The 16,972-nt window shown below is 41.1% G+C and carries 20 protein-coding genes; 9 read left to right on the forward strand and 11 right to left on the reverse strand.

Translation table 11 applies throughout. The annotated features are described in order from the left end of the window. Positions 1–180 precede the first annotated feature (180 nt). The 3 genes from EAE91_RS08375 (at position 181) to EAE91_RS08385 (ending at position 2,571) form a co-directional block, all read left to right on the forward strand. Positions 181–1,185, forward strand: a complete 1,005-nt coding sequence (locus EAE91_RS08375) for a 2-hydroxyacid dehydrogenase (RefSeq protein WP_214088088.1) — start codon at positions 181–183, stop codon at positions 1,183–1,185. Between the two features lie 21 nt (positions 1,186–1,206). Further along, positions 1,207–1,623 carry a heat shock protein HslJ gene (hslJ, locus tag EAE91_RS08380; RefSeq protein WP_214088089.1) on the forward strand — a complete coding sequence of 139 codons (417 nt, stop codon included), beginning with the start codon at positions 1,207–1,209 and terminating at the stop codon, positions 1,621–1,623. 327 nt (positions 1,624–1,950) lie between these two features. Next, complete coding sequence (locus EAE91_RS08385) at positions 1,951–2,571, forward strand: hypothetical protein (RefSeq protein ID WP_214088090.1); 621 nt, start codon at positions 1,951–1,953, stop codon at positions 2,569–2,571. 68 nt (positions 2,572–2,639) lie between these two features. On the opposite strand, the gene EAE91_RS08390 is transcribed toward EAE91_RS08385, so the two are convergent. The 4 genes from EAE91_RS08390 to EAE91_RS08405 form a co-directional block, all read right to left on the reverse strand. Then, positions 2,640–3,281, reverse strand: a complete 642-nt coding sequence (locus EAE91_RS08390) for a hypothetical protein (protein ID WP_214088091.1) — start codon at positions 3,279–3,281, stop codon at positions 2,640–2,642. Positions 3,282–3,461: 180 nt separating this feature from the next. Further along, entirely contained in the window at positions 3,462–3,893 is a 432-nt protein-coding gene (locus EAE91_RS08395; RefSeq protein WP_214088092.1) for a YcgN family cysteine cluster protein, read from the reverse strand. Between the two features lie 24 nt (positions 3,894–3,917). After that, a complete protein-coding gene (locus tag EAE91_RS08400) occupies positions 3,918–4,574 on the reverse strand; it encodes a fumarylacetoacetate hydrolase family protein (protein ID WP_214088093.1) in 657 nt (218 codons plus the stop codon). Between the two features lie 263 nt (positions 4,575–4,837). Beyond that, positions 4,838–5,110, reverse strand: a complete 273-nt coding sequence (locus EAE91_RS08405; protein WP_214088094.1) for a YcgL domain-containing protein — start codon at positions 5,108–5,110, stop codon at positions 4,838–4,840. Positions 5,111–5,250: 140 nt separating this feature from the next. Here EAE91_RS08405 and minC point away from each other — a divergent pair, with 140 nt between their 5' ends. Genes minC through minE form a run of 3 tightly spaced genes read left to right on the forward strand, consistent with a single transcriptional unit; the run spans position 5,251 to position 7,043 of the window. After that, positions 5,251–5,934: a septum site-determining protein MinC gene (minC, locus tag EAE91_RS08410; RefSeq protein WP_214088095.1), complete on the forward strand. Its 684-nt coding sequence runs from the start codon at positions 5,251–5,253 to the stop codon at positions 5,932–5,934. Between the two features lie 23 nt (positions 5,935–5,957). Beyond that, positions 5,958–6,770 carry a septum site-determining protein MinD gene (minD, locus tag EAE91_RS08415; RefSeq protein ID WP_214088096.1) on the forward strand — a complete coding sequence of 271 codons (813 nt, stop codon included), beginning with the start codon at positions 5,958–5,960 and terminating at the stop codon, positions 6,768–6,770. 3 nt (positions 6,771–6,773) lie between these two features. After that, positions 6,774–7,043, forward strand: coding sequence for a cell division topological specificity factor MinE (gene minE, locus EAE91_RS08420; protein WP_036775580.1), 270 nt, complete (start codon positions 6,774–6,776; stop codon positions 7,041–7,043). 139 nt (positions 7,044–7,182) lie between these two features. On the opposite strand, the gene rnd is transcribed toward minE, so the two are convergent. After that, positions 7,183–8,310, reverse strand: coding sequence for a ribonuclease D (gene rnd / locus EAE91_RS08425; RefSeq protein WP_214088131.1), 1,128 nt, complete (start codon positions 8,308–8,310; stop codon positions 7,183–7,185). A 91-nt stretch (positions 8,311–8,401) separates the two neighbouring features. Next, positions 8,402–10,090 carry a long-chain-fatty-acid--CoA ligase FadD gene (gene fadD, locus EAE91_RS08430; protein WP_214088097.1) on the reverse strand — a complete coding sequence of 563 codons (1,689 nt, stop codon included), beginning with the start codon at positions 10,088–10,090 and terminating at the stop codon, positions 8,402–8,404. A 353-nt stretch (positions 10,091–10,443) separates the two neighbouring features. On the opposite strand from fadD, the gene EAE91_RS08435 reads away from it, so the two are divergent. Then, complete coding sequence (locus EAE91_RS08435) at positions 10,444–10,977, forward strand: GNAT family N-acetyltransferase (protein ID WP_214088098.1); 534 nt, start codon at positions 10,444–10,446, stop codon at positions 10,975–10,977. 76 nt (positions 10,978–11,053) lie between these two features. Here EAE91_RS08435 and EAE91_RS08440 read toward each other — a convergent pair whose 3' ends face one another. From EAE91_RS08440 to yoaA, 3 genes are all read right to left on the reverse strand, one after another. Beyond that, positions 11,054–11,635 (reverse strand): Slp family lipoprotein, encoded by a 582-nt coding sequence (locus EAE91_RS08440; RefSeq protein WP_214088099.1) that lies wholly within the window; start codon positions 11,633–11,635, stop codon positions 11,054–11,056. A gap of 95 nt (positions 11,636–11,730) precedes the next feature. Further along, positions 11,731–12,426, reverse strand: coding sequence for a tRNA (adenosine(37)-N6)-threonylcarbamoyltransferase complex dimerization subunit type 1 TsaB (gene tsaB / locus EAE91_RS08445; protein ID WP_214088100.1), 696 nt, complete (start codon positions 12,424–12,426; stop codon positions 11,731–11,733). 67 nt (positions 12,427–12,493) lie between these two features. Then, positions 12,494–14,404, reverse strand: coding sequence for a DNA repair helicase YoaA (gene yoaA / locus EAE91_RS08450; protein WP_214088101.1), 1,911 nt, complete (start codon positions 14,402–14,404; stop codon positions 12,494–12,496). A 100-nt stretch (positions 14,405–14,504) separates the two neighbouring features. Here yoaA and EAE91_RS08455 point away from each other — a divergent pair, with 100 nt between their 5' ends. Beyond that, a complete protein-coding gene (locus tag EAE91_RS08455; protein WP_040150513.1) occupies positions 14,505–14,849 on the forward strand; it encodes a RidA family protein in 345 nt (114 codons plus the stop codon). Positions 14,850–15,525: 676 nt separating this feature from the next. Further along, on the forward strand, positions 15,526–15,762 hold the full coding sequence (locus tag EAE91_RS08460; protein ID WP_214088102.1) for a hypothetical protein: 237 nt from the start codon (positions 15,526–15,528) through the stop codon (positions 15,760–15,762). Positions 15,763–16,036: 274 nt separating this feature from the next. Here EAE91_RS08460 and mdtI read toward each other — a convergent pair whose 3' ends face one another. Both mdtI and mdtJ read right to left on the reverse strand, forming a co-directional pair. Beyond that, positions 16,037–16,369 carry a multidrug/spermidine efflux SMR transporter subunit MdtI gene (gene mdtI / locus EAE91_RS08465; protein WP_280520273.1) on the reverse strand — a complete coding sequence of 111 codons (333 nt, stop codon included), beginning with the start codon at positions 16,367–16,369 and terminating at the stop codon, positions 16,037–16,039. 1 nt (position 16,370) lies between these two features. Next, positions 16,371–16,787, reverse strand: coding sequence for a multidrug/spermidine efflux SMR transporter subunit MdtJ (gene mdtJ / locus EAE91_RS08470; RefSeq protein WP_214088103.1), 417 nt, complete (start codon positions 16,785–16,787; stop codon positions 16,371–16,373). Between the last annotated feature and the right edge of the window lie 185 nt (positions 16,788–16,972).

Below are 16,972 nucleotides of genomic sequence, written 5' to 3' on the forward strand. Positions count from 1 at the left end.
CAGACACACCTTAAACTAAGACATTGATTATTAAGCAAATTATGTAGAACATATAGGGGAACAACAAGCAATACACTTATAGAGTTAATTAATTTATTGGTTTATTTAACCCTTTACGTCAGCAATAATTTAAGCCTAAAACAATTTATTAGCTACTTAAATTATAGCGGAGATAATCCCATGAAATTAGTCGTTTACAGTACCAAACAGTATGACCATAAACATCTGGAGCAGGTCAATAAAAAGCTCGGTTTTGGTTACGATTTCGAATTTTTCGATTTCCCTCTCAGTTCAAAAACTGCCAAAAACGCTATTGGTGCAGATGCTGTTTGTATTTTCGTCAACGATAATGCTGACCGTGAAGTGCTTGAAGAATTAGCTGGAATGAATATAAAAATCCTCGCATTACGTTGTGCAGGTTTTAATAATGTTGATCTAGATGCGGCCGAAGAATTAGGTATTCAGGTTGTACGGGTTCCAGCCTATTCTCCTGAAGCTGTTGCTGAACATGCCATCGGATTAATGTTGTGCTTAAACCGCCGTATTCACCGAGCTTATCAACGTACCCGTGACGCCAATTTCTCTCTTGAAGGCTTAATTGGTTTCAATATGCACAACCGTACAGTAGGAATTATCGGAACCGGTAAGATTGGTATTGCTACCTTACGTATTCTTAACGGATTTGGTATGCGTCTTCTAGCTCATGATCCCTACCCCAATCAAGCTGTTTTGGATCTCGGTGCTGAATATGTCGATTTGGATACGCTGTATGCACAATCCGATGTCATATCTCTTCATTGTCCGTTAACACCAGAAAACCATCATCTACTGAATGAAGTTGCTTTCAGCAAAATGAAAAACGGCGTAATGATCATCAATACTAGCCGAGGAGCCCTAATTGATTCCGTGGCAGCCATTAATGCATTAAAACAACAAAAGATTGGCGCTCTGGGTATGGATGTTTACGAGAATGAACGCGATCTCTTCTTTGAAGACAAATCTAATGACGTAATTCAGGATGATATTTTTCGTCGCTTGTCTTCATGTCATAACGTGCTGTTTACCGGTCATCAGGCATTTCTGACAGAAGAAGCCTTAACCAGTATCAGTGAAATTACGCTGGGAAATATCCAGCAATTATTCAACGGGGAAAATTGCCCGAACATTGTTAGTAAGTACCCTTAAAATAATATATAGGAGATAAACATGAAAAAAATACTACCTTTGGCAACAGCAACTTTATTGTTAGCCACATTCCAAGCTTCAGCGACGGAGAACGTGTCAGTTGATGATTTACAACATCACAAATTTGTCCTGGTGAGCGTTAACGGCGAAGGCACGCAAAATCAAGATGGCCGCGTACCAACTCTTGAATTCGGTGAGAAAATGCATATTTCTGGTTCCATGTGTAATCTCTTTATGGGTCAAGGCAAACTGAAAAATGGTGTACTAACTGTTAAAAACCTGGCCAGCACTCAGATGCTTTGTGCTGATGATAAGTTGAATCAATGGGATTACCTGATTGGTAAAGTATTAGCTGATGGCGTTAAAGTGAAGTTGAAAGGTCAAAAACTGACACTATCTCACACCGATAATACATTGGTTTATAAACTGAAAGATTAAGTTCAGTAATTAAAAAACTCATTTATAAAGTTAGCATTAAACATTTAGCAGAGTGAAATTCCTTGAATGGACTCAAGATTAAACTCTGTTTGTCCAAGTGTTTTATTTAGGTGCCGGAAAATACTTTTCGGCACCTTTAGATATAAGATTTAAGCAATAAATTTATCACTGACATTAAACTTTTAAATATTATAGGAGAGCCAAATCGACATAAATAGATACAGGTAATGTAATTTATTTTTAACTTATTTCTTCCAATTTAAATAAAGAGTTATGCACTTTTACATTTAATAAATAGTTTACTAACTAAATAAAAGGAAATAATTTATGTCTAATATTACATCGACAGATATTAAATTTATCGACCTCATGAACGAAATGCGTCAACACGCAAAACGTGTGTTAAATGATTCTAAAACTGAACAATTCGTGCCATCGACACCTGAACTCCAGGCATACGCAAATATGCTTGGGGAACAATACGAAAGTATAGATATTATCGAAAATAAGGAAGTAGATGGTATTATTAATCAATTGAAAGATTCAGTGAAATCTGGTGCTAATTCAACAACAAACGTTTCCAAGGCAAGTGTAACTGATAGCACACAGAAATATCAGGAAGCAATTGCCGCTGATCCAGACAACGCAGACCAAGACTGGATCGATAACATGAATAAATCTCGTCAAAGAACCAAAGATGAGAACAACAGACAAATTGATGTAAGTTACGATAAAGCTATTCAATTTGGGTTACAATTTCCTAACGCCAGAGCAGCAATCCAAAGTTTTATGGAAAAAACTAATGCATTCTTCTCCAGTTTGTTTGGCAGACTTTCAAATTTTATACTTGATGCAGCCAGGCAGCTCTCTGAATGGATAAGCAGAGCATGGGAATCAATTAAATCGTTCTATGATAAAATTAATGCTTGGGTTTCAGGTGCTTTGTAATTAATTAATAATGGTTCGAGTTAGTTCGAACCATTATATTCATGCCAGATATAACCTGGCAAAATTAATTACTTATTAGGTAGTTTGATCCTGGAAATAATCGCCAGTCTATCCATGTAATATTCCGCATTACCCCACAACCAACTCTGCTCTTTACCGACATCATCTTCAACTAAAATATTTCTTAACTCACAGGTCATAACATCATAACCGTAAACATAAAGCCCAAATTGTAAAGCCTCATACATTCTGGCTTGCCAAAAAGAGGTGCCTTCTATTATTTGACTTATATTTGAAGCGACAACATCATAGGTTTTAATCAGATAATGGAAAAAGATTTTAGCGGCCAAATCACCTAATGCCGCTTTATGTTGTGGCTTCCTCGTTCGCCACACAAGTATCTGCGAAGCAGGACGACAGTTAAGCACCAAGTCACTTATTACAATCACTTTGTTGTAATAAACCACCTCTTTTGTTTCGTCACTAAGTAACGCTAATTCAAAGTAGGGCTCATCTATATCATCCAAATCTAACCTGTTATCAACCCTGATCAACCGGTAACTTGGCGGAAAAATGAGTTCATCCACATCATGCACAATGCTAGTACCAGAGGAATCAAGAGCATCATACAGAACACGATTGAACTCTAATTCACTCAATTGGATGAAATCATTGGTAATCTTTTCTATGTTTCCCACATGTATTGGCATACTTTATGCCTCCTATAATAGACCACAGGTTCAATTACCTAATGGTAATAGTATAGATGCAATTATATACAATCAACCTTTAGTTTATTCTTGGCGGATACCCCCGTTGGATAGCTTAGCTCTGGAGCAAGCTCCAACGGGGGAAACACAGAAAATAAATTATAGTTAGTTAAATCATTATCAAGGTTTATTAATAATATGATCTTCCCATTCCACAACATCAATTTCCCGTACAGCGATATGCCTAACTGAAATTCTTTCGCTATGCATTGCTAATTTGGAACCTTTAATCAGAGGATGCCACGGTAACAATGACTTCCCTTCTTCAAGCAAACGATATGCACAAGTCTTTGGCAACCATTCGAAAGTCGGCAAATTATAACGGGTTAACTTGATACAATCTGGCTCATATCTGAAACGATCTTCGTAATTTTTGCATTGGCACGTTTTTATATTGAGTTGATTGCAAGCAACATTAGTAAAATAAATTTCATCGGTATCATCATCCATCAATTTATGTAAGCAACACTGCCCACAACCATCACATAATGACTCCCATTCTTCATCTGTCATCTGATCGAGGGTTTTTACCTGCCAGAAAGGTTGAGACATAACTTCTACTATTCCTTATATTCTTCAAATTACCCTGGTAGCGAGTGAATTATCATTCAGAGTAACCTTTAACACATCACCGGCTTCCAGTGCTCCAACACCTTCCGGTGTGCCAGTGAGAATCACATCTCCCGGCCGCAAAGTGAAAAAGTGCGACATATGGCTGATCAGAGGAACGATCGGTGTCAACATATCACTGCTATTACCGTTCTGCCATAGCTCATCATTGACTGTCAGTGAAAACTGGACATTCTGCGGATCACCAAAATGACTTATTTGAATAAACCCAGATATCGGGCAAGAGCCATCAAACGCCTTACTTTTTTCCCACGGTTGACCCGCTTGCTTGAATTTAGATTGCAAATCACGCAAAGTGAGATCCAATGCAACAGCAAAACCGGCGATAGCGGCACTAACTCGCTCTTCACTTGCCTGTTTCAACGGTGTACCAATCAGCACAGCCAGTTCAATTTCATGGTGAACGGCACCAAAATCTTTTGGAATTGCAATTGGCTGATGTATATCACACAGTGCAGTTTCCGGCTTAATAAAAACGACCGGCTCTTCCGCTGGCTGAGCTCCCATCTCTTTAATATGTTTAGCGTAATTACTACCAACGCAAACCACTTTATTGACAGGAAGATCCAGTAATGCCCCCTGCCAGTCTCTGTGTTGATACATATTCGTTCCTCACTCTGGTTTATTAGGCAACACACTTTAATTATAGCACTTATTGCCACATCTCATCGGCCACCACGCCAAGGCTAATCGCCAAATAAGAAGCCTAGGAAATGGAAAGAGGTTACAGTCATTCAAAGGAAATTTTTCCTCTGAGATGCAAACCTGATTGTTTTCCCTTAAAAGCACAACTCACTGTGAATATTGTGGTGGTTAATAAAACCGCGATAACGGTTAATTTTGCCCATCGAGTTCTTGGATTCCTCTTATTTTTCCATCTGGCTCAGATGCGCATTCATTAAGTTTTCAACCGGAGGCGGGATTTGCAGGTAAAAACCCTGCTCAATTAACGATATTTTTACCTTTTCTATATCGGCACCTGCCAGCTTCTTTCTGTCTGCCAGAGAGATCATCATTGTATATTGAGGCTGACCAAAACTTTTCAGTAACTCTTCGGGAACACGAGAGAAATTATCTCTTTTTTCAACATAAAGATATGTTTGTTCTCTTTTCGGGCTTCTGTAGATCGCACAAATCATTATAATAAACTCTTTTAAATTCAGGTCACAACTTGCTTGAATAATTCAGTAATTATAACATGTTTATTGTATTTCAAAATATCGTATCCCAGAGGTTGTTCTGGGGTGATCTCAAATTTGCTGAATCTGAGTCAGGATAGATGTCACAGTCGCCAATTGAGCTAAAAGGCAGTAATTTTACGCTTTCGGTTGTTCATTTACACAGTGACCAACCAGAAATCATTCTACAGGCCCTACAGGAAAAAGTGGAACAGGCACCGGATTTCCTGAAAAATGCGCCTGTTGTCATTAATATTTCCGCTCTGCCGACAGACGCTGATCTGAAAGCGCTGCATCACGCTATTGATTCAGCAGGATTCCGTATTGTCGGAATGAGCGGTTGTCGCGATGAGCAACAACGCAGAGCAGTAATAAAAGCCTCCTTACCACTACTAAGTGAAGGCAAAAAACAAAAAGCCTCGGTAAAGGAAAGTAAACCGGCAGAACCCGAGATTAAAAGAACCCGCGTAATTAATTTACCTGTTCGCTCAGGTCAAAGAATTTATGCCCAAGGCAGTGATCTTATTGTTACCAGCAATGTAAGCGCCGGTGCCGAATTGATTGCCGACGGCAATATTCACATCTACGGTATGATGCGTGGTCGGGCATTAGCCGGTGCATCCGGTGATCAGGAATGTCTGGTTTTTTGCACCCATTTAAATGCAGAACTTGTCTCTATCGCAGGGCAATATTGGCTCGGCGATAAAATCCCGACTGAATTAGCAGGAAAAGCCGCGAAACTTAGCCTGGTAAATAATGAATTAACTATTGAACCTTTAATCTAGCCCTTTTAATAAGGAATCACTTCATGGCACGCATTATTGTTGTTACATCAGGTAAAGGTGGCGTTGGCAAAACCACTTCAAGCGCGGCCATTGCTACCGGCCTTGCTCAAAGAGGTAAAAAGACCGTCGTTATCGATTTTGATATCGGCCTGCGTAACCTCGATCTGATTATGGGATGTGAACGCCGCGTAGTTTATGACTTCGTGAACGTTATTCAAGGTGACGTCTCGCTTAATCAGGCATTAATTAAAGACAAACGTACTGAGAATCTTTATATCCTGCCTGCATCACAAACCCGCGATAAAGACGCTCTCACCTCTGAAGGCGTTGAGAAAGTTTTGGTTGATCTGGATAAACAAGGTTTCGATTTTATTATCTGCGACTCCCCGGCCGGGATTGAAAGTGGCGCATTGATAGCACTCTATTTTGCTGACGAAGCGATCATCACAACCAATCCTGAGGTCTCTTCCGTACGTGATTCGGACCGAATTCTGGGTATTCTGGCTTCTAAATCTCGACGAGCTGAACGGGGGGAAGATCCCATTAAAGAACACCTGCTATTAACTCGCTATAACCCAGGCCGTGTAAGTCGTGGTGATATGCTAAGCATGGAAGACGTTCTGGAAATTTTATGCATTCCTTTAATCGGTGTTATTCCAGAAGATCAATCTGTACTGCGTTCATCTAACCAGGGAGAGCCAGTTATTCTGGATACAGAATCCGACGCAGGAAAAGCGTATGCAGACACTGTTGAACGTTTATTAGGAGAAGAACGTCCTTTCCGTTTCATTGAAGAAGAGAAAAAGGGCTTCTTAAAACGCCTATTTGGGGGGTAAAACATGGCCTTGTTAGATTTCTTTCTGTCGAGAAAAAAAACGACAGCAAATATCGCTAAAGAGCGGTTGCAAATCATCGTGGCAGAGCGTCGCCGCGGTGATTCTGAGCCTGCTTATCTGCCTGATATGAAACGAGATATTTTGGCGGTAATCTGTAAGTACATACAGGTAGATCCAGATATGCTCTCTGTGCAATTTGAACAGAAAGGTGATGATATTTCCGTACTAGAGCTTAATATAACATTACCTGAGACAGAAGAAGCTCAAAAATAATACAGATAGACAGGCTGTTTTATCATTACCGCCATCAAAGTAACCAAGCTCATTATATGGCAGTCTGAGATGGGGTAACCCTAACGGGAACCCCTTTCTCGTGCTTTAGCCTGACGCCAGGCTAAGGCTCTGATATGGATTAATCAGGATAGTTCGCCAGAATCTCTGCAACAGGTTCAGCCAACAACTCTCCCCGCCATCCACTAAGCAGCTCAGGTTTGCCATTTAATTGTTTTAATTTCCAATGAACACTAAGTAATTGATTAATCTGACGACGAGATGCCAATAATTCAGAATTAAATCTATGCTGCTCACTTACCTGATGGATCAGTGCCTTAATATCCTTAAACGCTTTACGATAACCAGGTTGATCAATCAAGTTCGTCACTGGCGGCGGACATTCGTTTTCAGGGATATTTCCACTTTCAGCGACCATTGCCAATAGACGACGACCATGACAACGGATCTCCTGCCCACTTAACCCTAACGCATCCAACTCTGCCAAAGAAGTTGGCATATAACGCGCTACCTGCCATAGGTTTTCTTCACGAATGACGAAGTTCACAGCTAAATCGCGTTCTCTGGCTTGATTCAAACGCCATGCAGCCAGCTTTTTCAAACACGCAAGCTGTTGGGGACGTAATTGACAGAGATTGCCTATCTGTTTATAAGCAGATTCTGGTTCTAATATCTCTTTACGGCGTCGGCTGATAAGCTGACACTCACCCATCGCAGCCTCCATATATCCGGCCTGCGCTGTCGCAGTCATCAGGATATCCGCCAAAGGCAACAGATAATACACATCCGCTGCCGCATATTCGCACTGTTTTTCACTTAATGGGCGGGCCAGCCAATCAGTTCGGGATTCACTTTTATCCAGCTCGACATGAATATATTCAGCCACCAGCGCGGCAAAGCCACATGAAAGCGGATGGCCAATAAAAGCCGCCAGAACCTGAGTATCAATCATCGGTTCCGGCAAGCATTGAAAAGCATTCAAAAAAACTTCCAAATCTTCACTGCCAGCATGCAACAGCTTCAATACTTGAGGACAAGTAATTAACTCGCGGAAAGGTTGCCAGTTGGTGATATTAAGCGGATCAATCAGAGAAAGTTGTTCGCCATCATACAGTTGTATCAAACCTAATTGTGGGTAATACGTCCGTGTGCGTACAAATTCAGTATCCAATGCTACTTTTGAGTATTTTTTTGCCCTTTCGCAAACCTGTTGCAACTGGGCATCTGTGGTGATCAACTGATAATTCAAAACAATAGTTCTCTTAGCCATTCATGGAATAAGCACGACAACGCCGGCTGATACCGGCGTTGTCGTGCTTATCAATATTATGAAGAGGATCTCAGGCTACAGCTACATTCCTGACCTTTTCCTCTTCATCACGCAGTTCCCTGCGAAGAATTTTACCTACATTAGACTTAGGCAATTCATCCCGGAACTCAATGATCTTCGGTACTTTATACCCGGTTAGATAACGACGGCAATGGGTTCTAAGCTCATCCTCGGTCAAACTAGGATCTATCCGAACCACAAACACTTTGACAGTTTCACCGGAACTTTCGCTTGATACACCTATTGCTGCTGACTCTAGCACTTTAGGGTGAGCTGATACAACATCTTCAACTTCATTAGGATACACATTGAAACCAGAAACCAAAATCATATCTTTTTTACGATCTACGATATGAATGGAACCTTGTTCATTAACATTCGCAATATCCCCCGTTGCTACCCAACCATCTTGCAATACTTCTTCTGTTGCATCAGGGCGATTCCAATAACCAACCATCACCTGTGGACCACGTATCCACAATTCCCCCTGCTGGCCCATCTCTACCTCATTACCATCATCATCCACAAGTTTGATTTCTGTTGAAGAGACCGGGAAACCAATACTACCAGTATAATGTTTCGAGTTATAAGGATTACAGGAAACCAAAGGTGAACATTCCGTCAGACCATAACCTTCAAGCAGATTGGTACCTGTCACTTTTGCCCATTTCTCAGCAACCGCTTTCTGTACCGGCATACCACCACCAACAACCAGACGCAGCGTAGAAAAATCAAGCTTCTTAAATTCTTCATTATTCAACCAGGCGTTAAACAACGTATTTACCCCAGTGACAGAAGTGAACGGATAACGACCTAATTCTTTAGCTGTACCCGTAATATCACGCGGGTTAGTGATCAGAAGATTGCACCCACCCAAGTAAATAAGTAACAAGCAATTCACCATTAACGCAAATATGTGATAGAGAGGCAACGCCGTAACAATCAGCTCTTGGCCTGCACGTAATAATGGAGAATAAACCGCTTTTGCCTGTTCAAGATTTGCCAATATATTACGGTGAGTTAGCATAGCTCCCTTAGCCACGCCGGTAGTGCCGCCGGTATATTGCAGAAAAGCCAAATCATTACCGTTAATCTCTGGTTTTACATATTGCATGCGATAACCCTTCTGTATCGCACAACGGAATGAAATAGCATCAGGCAAATTATACTTCGGTACCAACCGCTTAATATATTTCACCGCGAAATCAACCAACGTACCTTTAGGACGAGATAGTTGGTCACCCATGCGCGTCAAAATAACATGCTTAACTTTAGTATTAAAAACGATCTTTTCCAATGTATGGGCAAAATTGGAGACGATCACAATAGCGGAAGTGCCGCTATCATTAAGCTGATGTTCAAGCTCGCGTGGCGTATACAGCGGGTTTACATTTACGACAATCATACCTGCACGCAGAGCGCCAAACAGTGCAACGGGATATTGCAGCAGGTTTGGCATCATCAGCGCAACGCGATCTCCTTTACTTAATCCCAAACTATTTTGCAAATATGCTGCAAATGCCCGACTACGCTCTTCCAACTTACGGAAGGTCATAATCTCACCCATATTGATAAATGCAGGTTGATCTGCGTAGTGCGCTACGGCATTTTCAAACATCTCAACCAATGATGCATAACGATCCGGGTCAATTTCCGCAGGAACATCCGCCGGATAGTGTTTTAGCCAGACTTTCTCCAAGGTAGTACTCCTGAAATTTTAATTGCTATGTTATCACTCGCCTAATAAATAACGCACGCCTTGATTTAACAAATTATTAACTCAGCGTACCAGTTTAAAAAAGAAACATTGTTCAGGTTGAGATACACATCACTAATTTCATGTTAATCCTTATACATAAAAACAAAGAGAATTGTGTCGTCTGTGAATTATTTTTAATTATCAGTATATTATTGCTATAGTTAATATTTAACTTAGTAGCTATTGGTTATACATTGACCTACTTATTTTTTGCTTAAGATAGCATTTTTGAAATAGCATTTATTGCTTTCGTCTATTCCAATACGCTATTAAAAATATAATGGTAATAAAAAATGGTTATAAATAACATTACAGTCAGAAGGGCAACCTATGAAGATATCGCAATCATCAGCGATATAGAACGCCAAGCAGCTTCTCTTTTTCCGGAAAAACTCTTACCAAAAGTACTCGGTGACCAAACCCTACCCACATATGAAATTGAATCAGGTATTCAGAAACAGCAACTTTGGATCGCTGAAAGTGATCAAAAGTTGGTTGGATTTGCGCTAATCCGCCGTTTAAATCAATTAATGCTGCTAGCTGAGATTGATGTGTTGCCAAAATATCATGGCCAAGGTATTGCCAGTACCCTACTGAGCTTAATCATTGAGCAATTAGAGCAGAACAGGGAAACCACTCTTTATCTCACAACTTTTCGTGATTTTATGCCAAGCCGTAAATTATATGACAAATTCGGTTTCGTCATACTGCAATCGGATGATATTCCTGATGAACTACGGAAAATTCTGGCAGAAGAGATGGCTGCGGGTTTAGGTGCAAGAATTGCAATGAAATTAACGATTAATCCAAAGATAGATAGGAAATAATAGATAAATTACCGCCACATATTATTGCGGCGGCCCAAGCTGGAAATAAAGTTACAATGTCACAAAGTAGATAACTCTATCTGGTCAAAATAGTCTCAACCGGTGCGGGGTCAGGGTAATACCAATTCCATCCCCAACCTGAATAATATGGATAACCATAATAATTCCAAGGCCCCGGGCCATAAGGCATCAATACTCGCTGAACAACTTTCCAGCGTTGATAGCCCATCGCATTAATCACAACATAATCGTAATCCGCACAACCAATTTTTCCCTTTTTCAATCCCACTATCGGACCTACGACAGTGACGTAATTTCCTTTAAAATCGGCAGGATCAAGGAAATCATTAATATAAACATAGATACGGCCAAGGGAAGGCTCATCTAATTCTGGACTGGCATCCGATGCTAATGGCAATGACGATATTTCCAGACGAGTACGGTGATTTTCATTCACAACACCAAGTACCTTGCCGCCGAATCGTCCTTCCTGACCGATAAACAACTCAGGCGTACTCTTAACAGCAAGCAGATCTTGAACAGGCGTTGGTGACGTTCCTTTTACTGAATCAGGAACGGTGATACAGCCTGTAAGCATTACTGCACCTAACAAGATTAGCGCTTTAACACTCGTCCGGTAGTTTATTACTCTTAACATAACCACCTTCTCCTGAAAATTGTCCCAATCATTATCTTTAACATAACTCTGTCTATTTGATACTTTCTTTTACTACAAGTTTCATCAATAGATACTTAACGGCCTGGTAATTTTTTCCAAGTAACTTCATTACGCAAGTATACCGGTTCAGCATGTTCTACAGCCGTCACCTCACCGTTTTGCCACATCTGTATCGCCATAGGTAACATATCTTCAGCATGAGGTAATGTGATGCTACTATCAGTTAGCGTTAAATGACTTGCCATCAACTGAGGATAAGCCTGCCAACCAGTGCCAGCAACTACCCAATCGCCACTCAATGAAGCCATGAATGCCTGTACCTGTTCCGGCTTCAACACAGCTTCTGTTTCACTTCCTTGCCATTCACCTTGTTGATTACGGATATATTGCCCCCAGTAAACCTCGCCCATCCGGGCATCAATGGCGGTTAATACCTGAGTTACACCTAACAGACGAAAAACACCTTGAGCCATTGCATTGAGCGTTGACACACCTATCACCGGCAGTTCAGCCCCCAAAGCCAAACCCTGAGCAATACCAACACCAATACGCACACCGGTAAAACTACCCGGCCCACGGCCAAAAGCTAAAGCATCAAGCTGCTGTAAACTCATCCCGGCTTCTGCCAGAACAGATTGAACCATAGGTAAAATACGTTGCGTGTGTTCACGTGGAGAAATTTCAAACTGTGCCAAAACGGCACCATCATTCCAAAGAGCAACAGAACAGGCTTCCGTTGCAGTATCAATAGCCAGAATTCGTACAGGCATGCCTTAAGCACCTCGGCAAGAAATATAATCCAAAATAAGGCGCTATTTTATCATAGCCCAGTCGATTTTACCCAGATTGCCGGGCTTGCAGGAAAGCGACCGCTTTCGTTAAATCTCGGGTTCGTGGTGAAGGTGGCAAACTATTCAAAAACACTTCACCATATGGACGCATCACTAAACGATTATCACAAATGACAACAACGCCATAATCATCAATATCACGAATAAGCCGCCCGACACCTTGTTTTAAGCTAATAACCGCGTCCGGCAACTGAACTTCATTAAATGCATCACCACCTCTCAGTTGGCAATCTTCAATACGGGCTTTTAGCAAGGGATCATCCGGTGCCGTAAAGGGCAATTTATCGATAATGACACAGGAAAGCGCCTCGCCGCGCACATCGACACCTTCCCAAAAACTGCTGGTTGCCACCAATAAAGCGTTGCCGGCAGCAATAAATTGCGAAAGTAACTGACCTTTGCTGGTTTCACCCTGAACCAAAACCGGCAATGTCATGTTGGCACGGAACGCTTCCGCCAGATTGCGCATCATTTGGTGTGAAGTACATAAAAAGAAACATCGACCTTTATTGGCTTCAATGAGTGGCTTGAGCATCTCTGCCAACCATTTTGCACTACCAAGCTGATTTGGTGATGGTAAATGACGAGGAACACAAAGTAGTGTCTGACTTTGATAATCAAATGGACTTGGCAGTAATAAGGTTTTCGCCTCTTTTAAACCTAGCCGTTCAGTGAAATGGGAAAGTTGCTCGTTAACAGAGAGTGTCGCTGAGGTGAACACCCAACAACCTGATTGCTCATTAATTATCTCACTAAATTTATCGGCAACAGACAGCGGTGTGAGTGCTAAAAGAAAATGGCGACCATAACTTTCAAACCAATAGCTATAACCGGGGATAGTCACCTCTTTCAAGCGTTTAAGACGATTACGATACATTGTTGCCCTTTCAAACGCCGCATCCAACATGACTGAACGCCCTAAAGATAATTTCATCACGTCATAACAAAGCTCAAGCGCATCATCAAGCAATACCAATGCCCGCTGCACTTGTGGATTCTGCAATAACTGCCGCAAATTACCCCGATAACCGTTCTCTCCCAACGCTAGCCGGAAATCTTGTGTACTCTGGCTTAAACGATCTGCGCTCTTTTGTAATTGAACTTGATCCCGGATTTCCGTGCGATACGCCATAGTGATGTCTCTGGAGAGATCCATCAGTTGGCGGCTACTTAATTGCTGACCAAAATATTGACTGGCAATATCAGGGATTTGATGTGCCTCATCAAATATTTTGACTTCCGCTTGCGGGATCAACTCACCAAATCCTGTTTCTTTCACTACCATATCCGCCATAAACAGGTGATGGTTAACAACAATAACATCCGCCTCCATTGCTCGACGGCGAGCTTTGAGAACAAAACATTCCTGATAACGCGGACAATCACTACCCAGGCAGTTATCGTTCGTACTAGTGACCAACGGCCAAACCTGGCTATCTTCCGCCACTTGGTGACAAGTACTGATATCACCCTCTTCAGTTTGTGAAGACCAGCCTCTTAGCCGAACAATATCTGACAAAATTTCTGCTTCCAATTGTCCGCCCCCAAAAGAGTGCTGTTCCAACCGTTCCAAGCACAGATAATTTGCACGGCCTTTCAACAACGCCAATTTACCGGTGAAATTAATTGCGTCAGCGACTGTCGGTAAATCACGATTATAGAGCTGATCCTGTAATGCCTTAGAACCTGTGGAAATGATAACTTTCTGCCCAGAACGCAACGCGGGTGCTAAATAGGCAAATGTCTTACCTGTTCCCGTGCCTGCTTCTACGACCAATTGTTGATGGTTTTTAATCGCACACTCAATAGCCATTGCCATTTCTCTTTGAGCATCACGGGGTTTAAAACCTGTTATTGCTTTAGCAAGGGCACCATTTTTCGCAAAATCGTCTGACACAAACCGTCTCTTTCAATAGAATGGATGGAGATTATGCCAATAGTATGTTCTGATCACCACCCAAAATCAGGCAGATAATCATTCACAGGAAGGAGTATCCATGACAATTGAACGTATTGATCCTCAAGATCGCTGGTCCGAAGCGGTGGTTTACAATAAAACCATTTACTACACCGCCGTACCGGAAAATCTGGATGGTGATATTACTGAGCAAACAGCGAATACACTGGCTGCTATTGATATTATGTTACAGCGTCTCGGTTCTGATAAAAGCAAAATTATCGATGCCACTATTTTTCTGGCTGATGGAAAAGAGTTTGCTGGCATGAATGCCGCCTGGGATGCATGGGTTGTTGCAGGAAATGCCCCAGTACGCTGCACCGTTGAAGCTAAGCTAATGAACCCCAAATACAAAGTCGAAATAAAAATTATCGCAGGTATTTAATATTAATTTTGGGATATTCTCTATCGCCTGCATTTATATTTTAATTAATATGGCGGTTATTCAGAATATCCCAATATACCCGTTATCTTTCAAGTTGCTTCTTTGTTGGCTGCACTCGCTCACCCCGGTCACATAGTTTGCTATGCTCCCGGGGATTCACTCCCTTGCCGTCGCGATGTACCTTGAAATCCATATATTAATAATCCAAGATAATTGGAAAAATATCTGTGAAGAAGCTGAATTAAGTAAAATAGATAAAAAGTTGTTCTGGCATAGACAATTTTTAAATCCATTCTCCATAATTTTTTGAGAACTTTAAAACCTGGACATAAACTTATTGTAAACCCATCTTATGGGCCAAAATACCTATTCTATTTCAGCAATGGCCCTTAATAATTCATTTTAGAAATATATGTTATGTTTGAACCGCTGATAATACTCTGATGATCAATGTAAATAAAATAATTTCCAATATTGCTTATCACAAACAGCGTTAATTTCATCTGGTAGAGTTAACTTACCAAATGGATTTTCTATTATTTACCTGTTTAATGTTGAATTATACTTATACGTAGTCCATACTTTCTAATAAGCACATCAGTGTTTGGCCACTGTTTAGTGAATATAAACATGGCCTAATCTTCAATAACTTTTATCACTTGGTATGGAGCATTCTATGGATGTTTGTTCAGGTTGTCATGAGCCCCTTCATGATTCCGTTGTTGCGGAAGTAGAAGGCAAGATCTATAAAAGTTGCCCATCTTGTTCCTCCTCAATGGGTCAACATGTTTTTTATCGTTATAAAGACTTTGACATGAAGGAGATGGGGAATGGCCGCTATATTGTTCAGTCTTGTTGTCCTGGTTGTTGCGTGAAAGATGGTCATAAACCAGACGTCTGTTTTACCTGTTAAAAGTCACTTTTATTCATATCTGCTGGTTATTATGCAAAACAGTTGCATGCCAGCAGATAATATAAGAAATAAACAATAAAATTCGTTATTTAAAAACCTAAACGCTAATAATGCATCTTTATCCTGATTTTCAAAGTTAAAGCGGGAGAAGTTATACAGTATTTAATCAAAATACCTGAGCAGAGAAAAAAAATAGTTATAAGTGCATCAGGAACGCCAAAATTAAAACAATCTCTGTGAATCATACTTCCCCCAGATTGGGCTACTCCACGGCTTAAGCCATCTTGATCATCACCATGCCCAACAGCAACAAGGCAATTCCACCCCAACCTTTACAATTCAAACGCTGATTAAACATAACCCAGCCAGCAGCAACCGTCGCGATAATACCGAAAGCGCCCCATAAGGCATAAGCAATGGAAAGCTCAATGCCCTTCACTGCCTGAGCAAGCGCACTGAACGCCCCAAGGACGGCAATAAGCGAGAGAATACTCATCCAAGGACGTCTAAAACCATTAGAAAGTTTCAGTAAAATATTCGCTAAAATATCCAACGTGACAGCAAGGAATAAGAACGCCGCATGCCACCATTCAAATTGCTGCAACATGTTACGCCTCCTTTATTTTACTGTTTTTAGTTGCTGCGACACTGACAGCCTTATTTGCCATCTGTTTCACCACCTCTGCCGATTTTTTAACTGCCGCTTTTCTAGTACCGGATTTAATCAACATAATTCCTGTTATCAGCAGAGCTAAACCACCTACTTTCATCAATGACAATGATTCATCAAACCACATGACACTAAAAACAGTAATAAATAGAATGCCAATCCCTTCCCACAAAGCATACGCAACGCCCAAGGCAACCTTTTTCACCGCCATTGCCAGCAAAATATAGGATATGGCGATCATAATGTACATAACGGCCATGCCAACTACACCACCGGAAACGCTGGCATGTTTCATCGATAAGGTACCGATAACTTCGGTAACAATTGCCATTGCAAGGAATAACCAATAAATCATTTTCTTTCTCCTGACCACGTAAATACGCACGTCAAGACGCAAGCTAATAATCGATCTAACCCACCTATAATATGAGATGAGAAATAATAACCTGACGTTTTGACGAAATAGAAACACCGGTTGAGAACCGGTTAACAGGAGTCAGACGCTATAATGCACCGCACCAGTAATGCTCACTGGATAAA

This window comes from Photorhabdus noenieputensis (assembly GCF_018448935.1).
Classification (GTDB): Bacteria; Pseudomonadota; Gammaproteobacteria; order Enterobacterales; family Enterobacteriaceae; genus Photorhabdus; species Photorhabdus noenieputensis.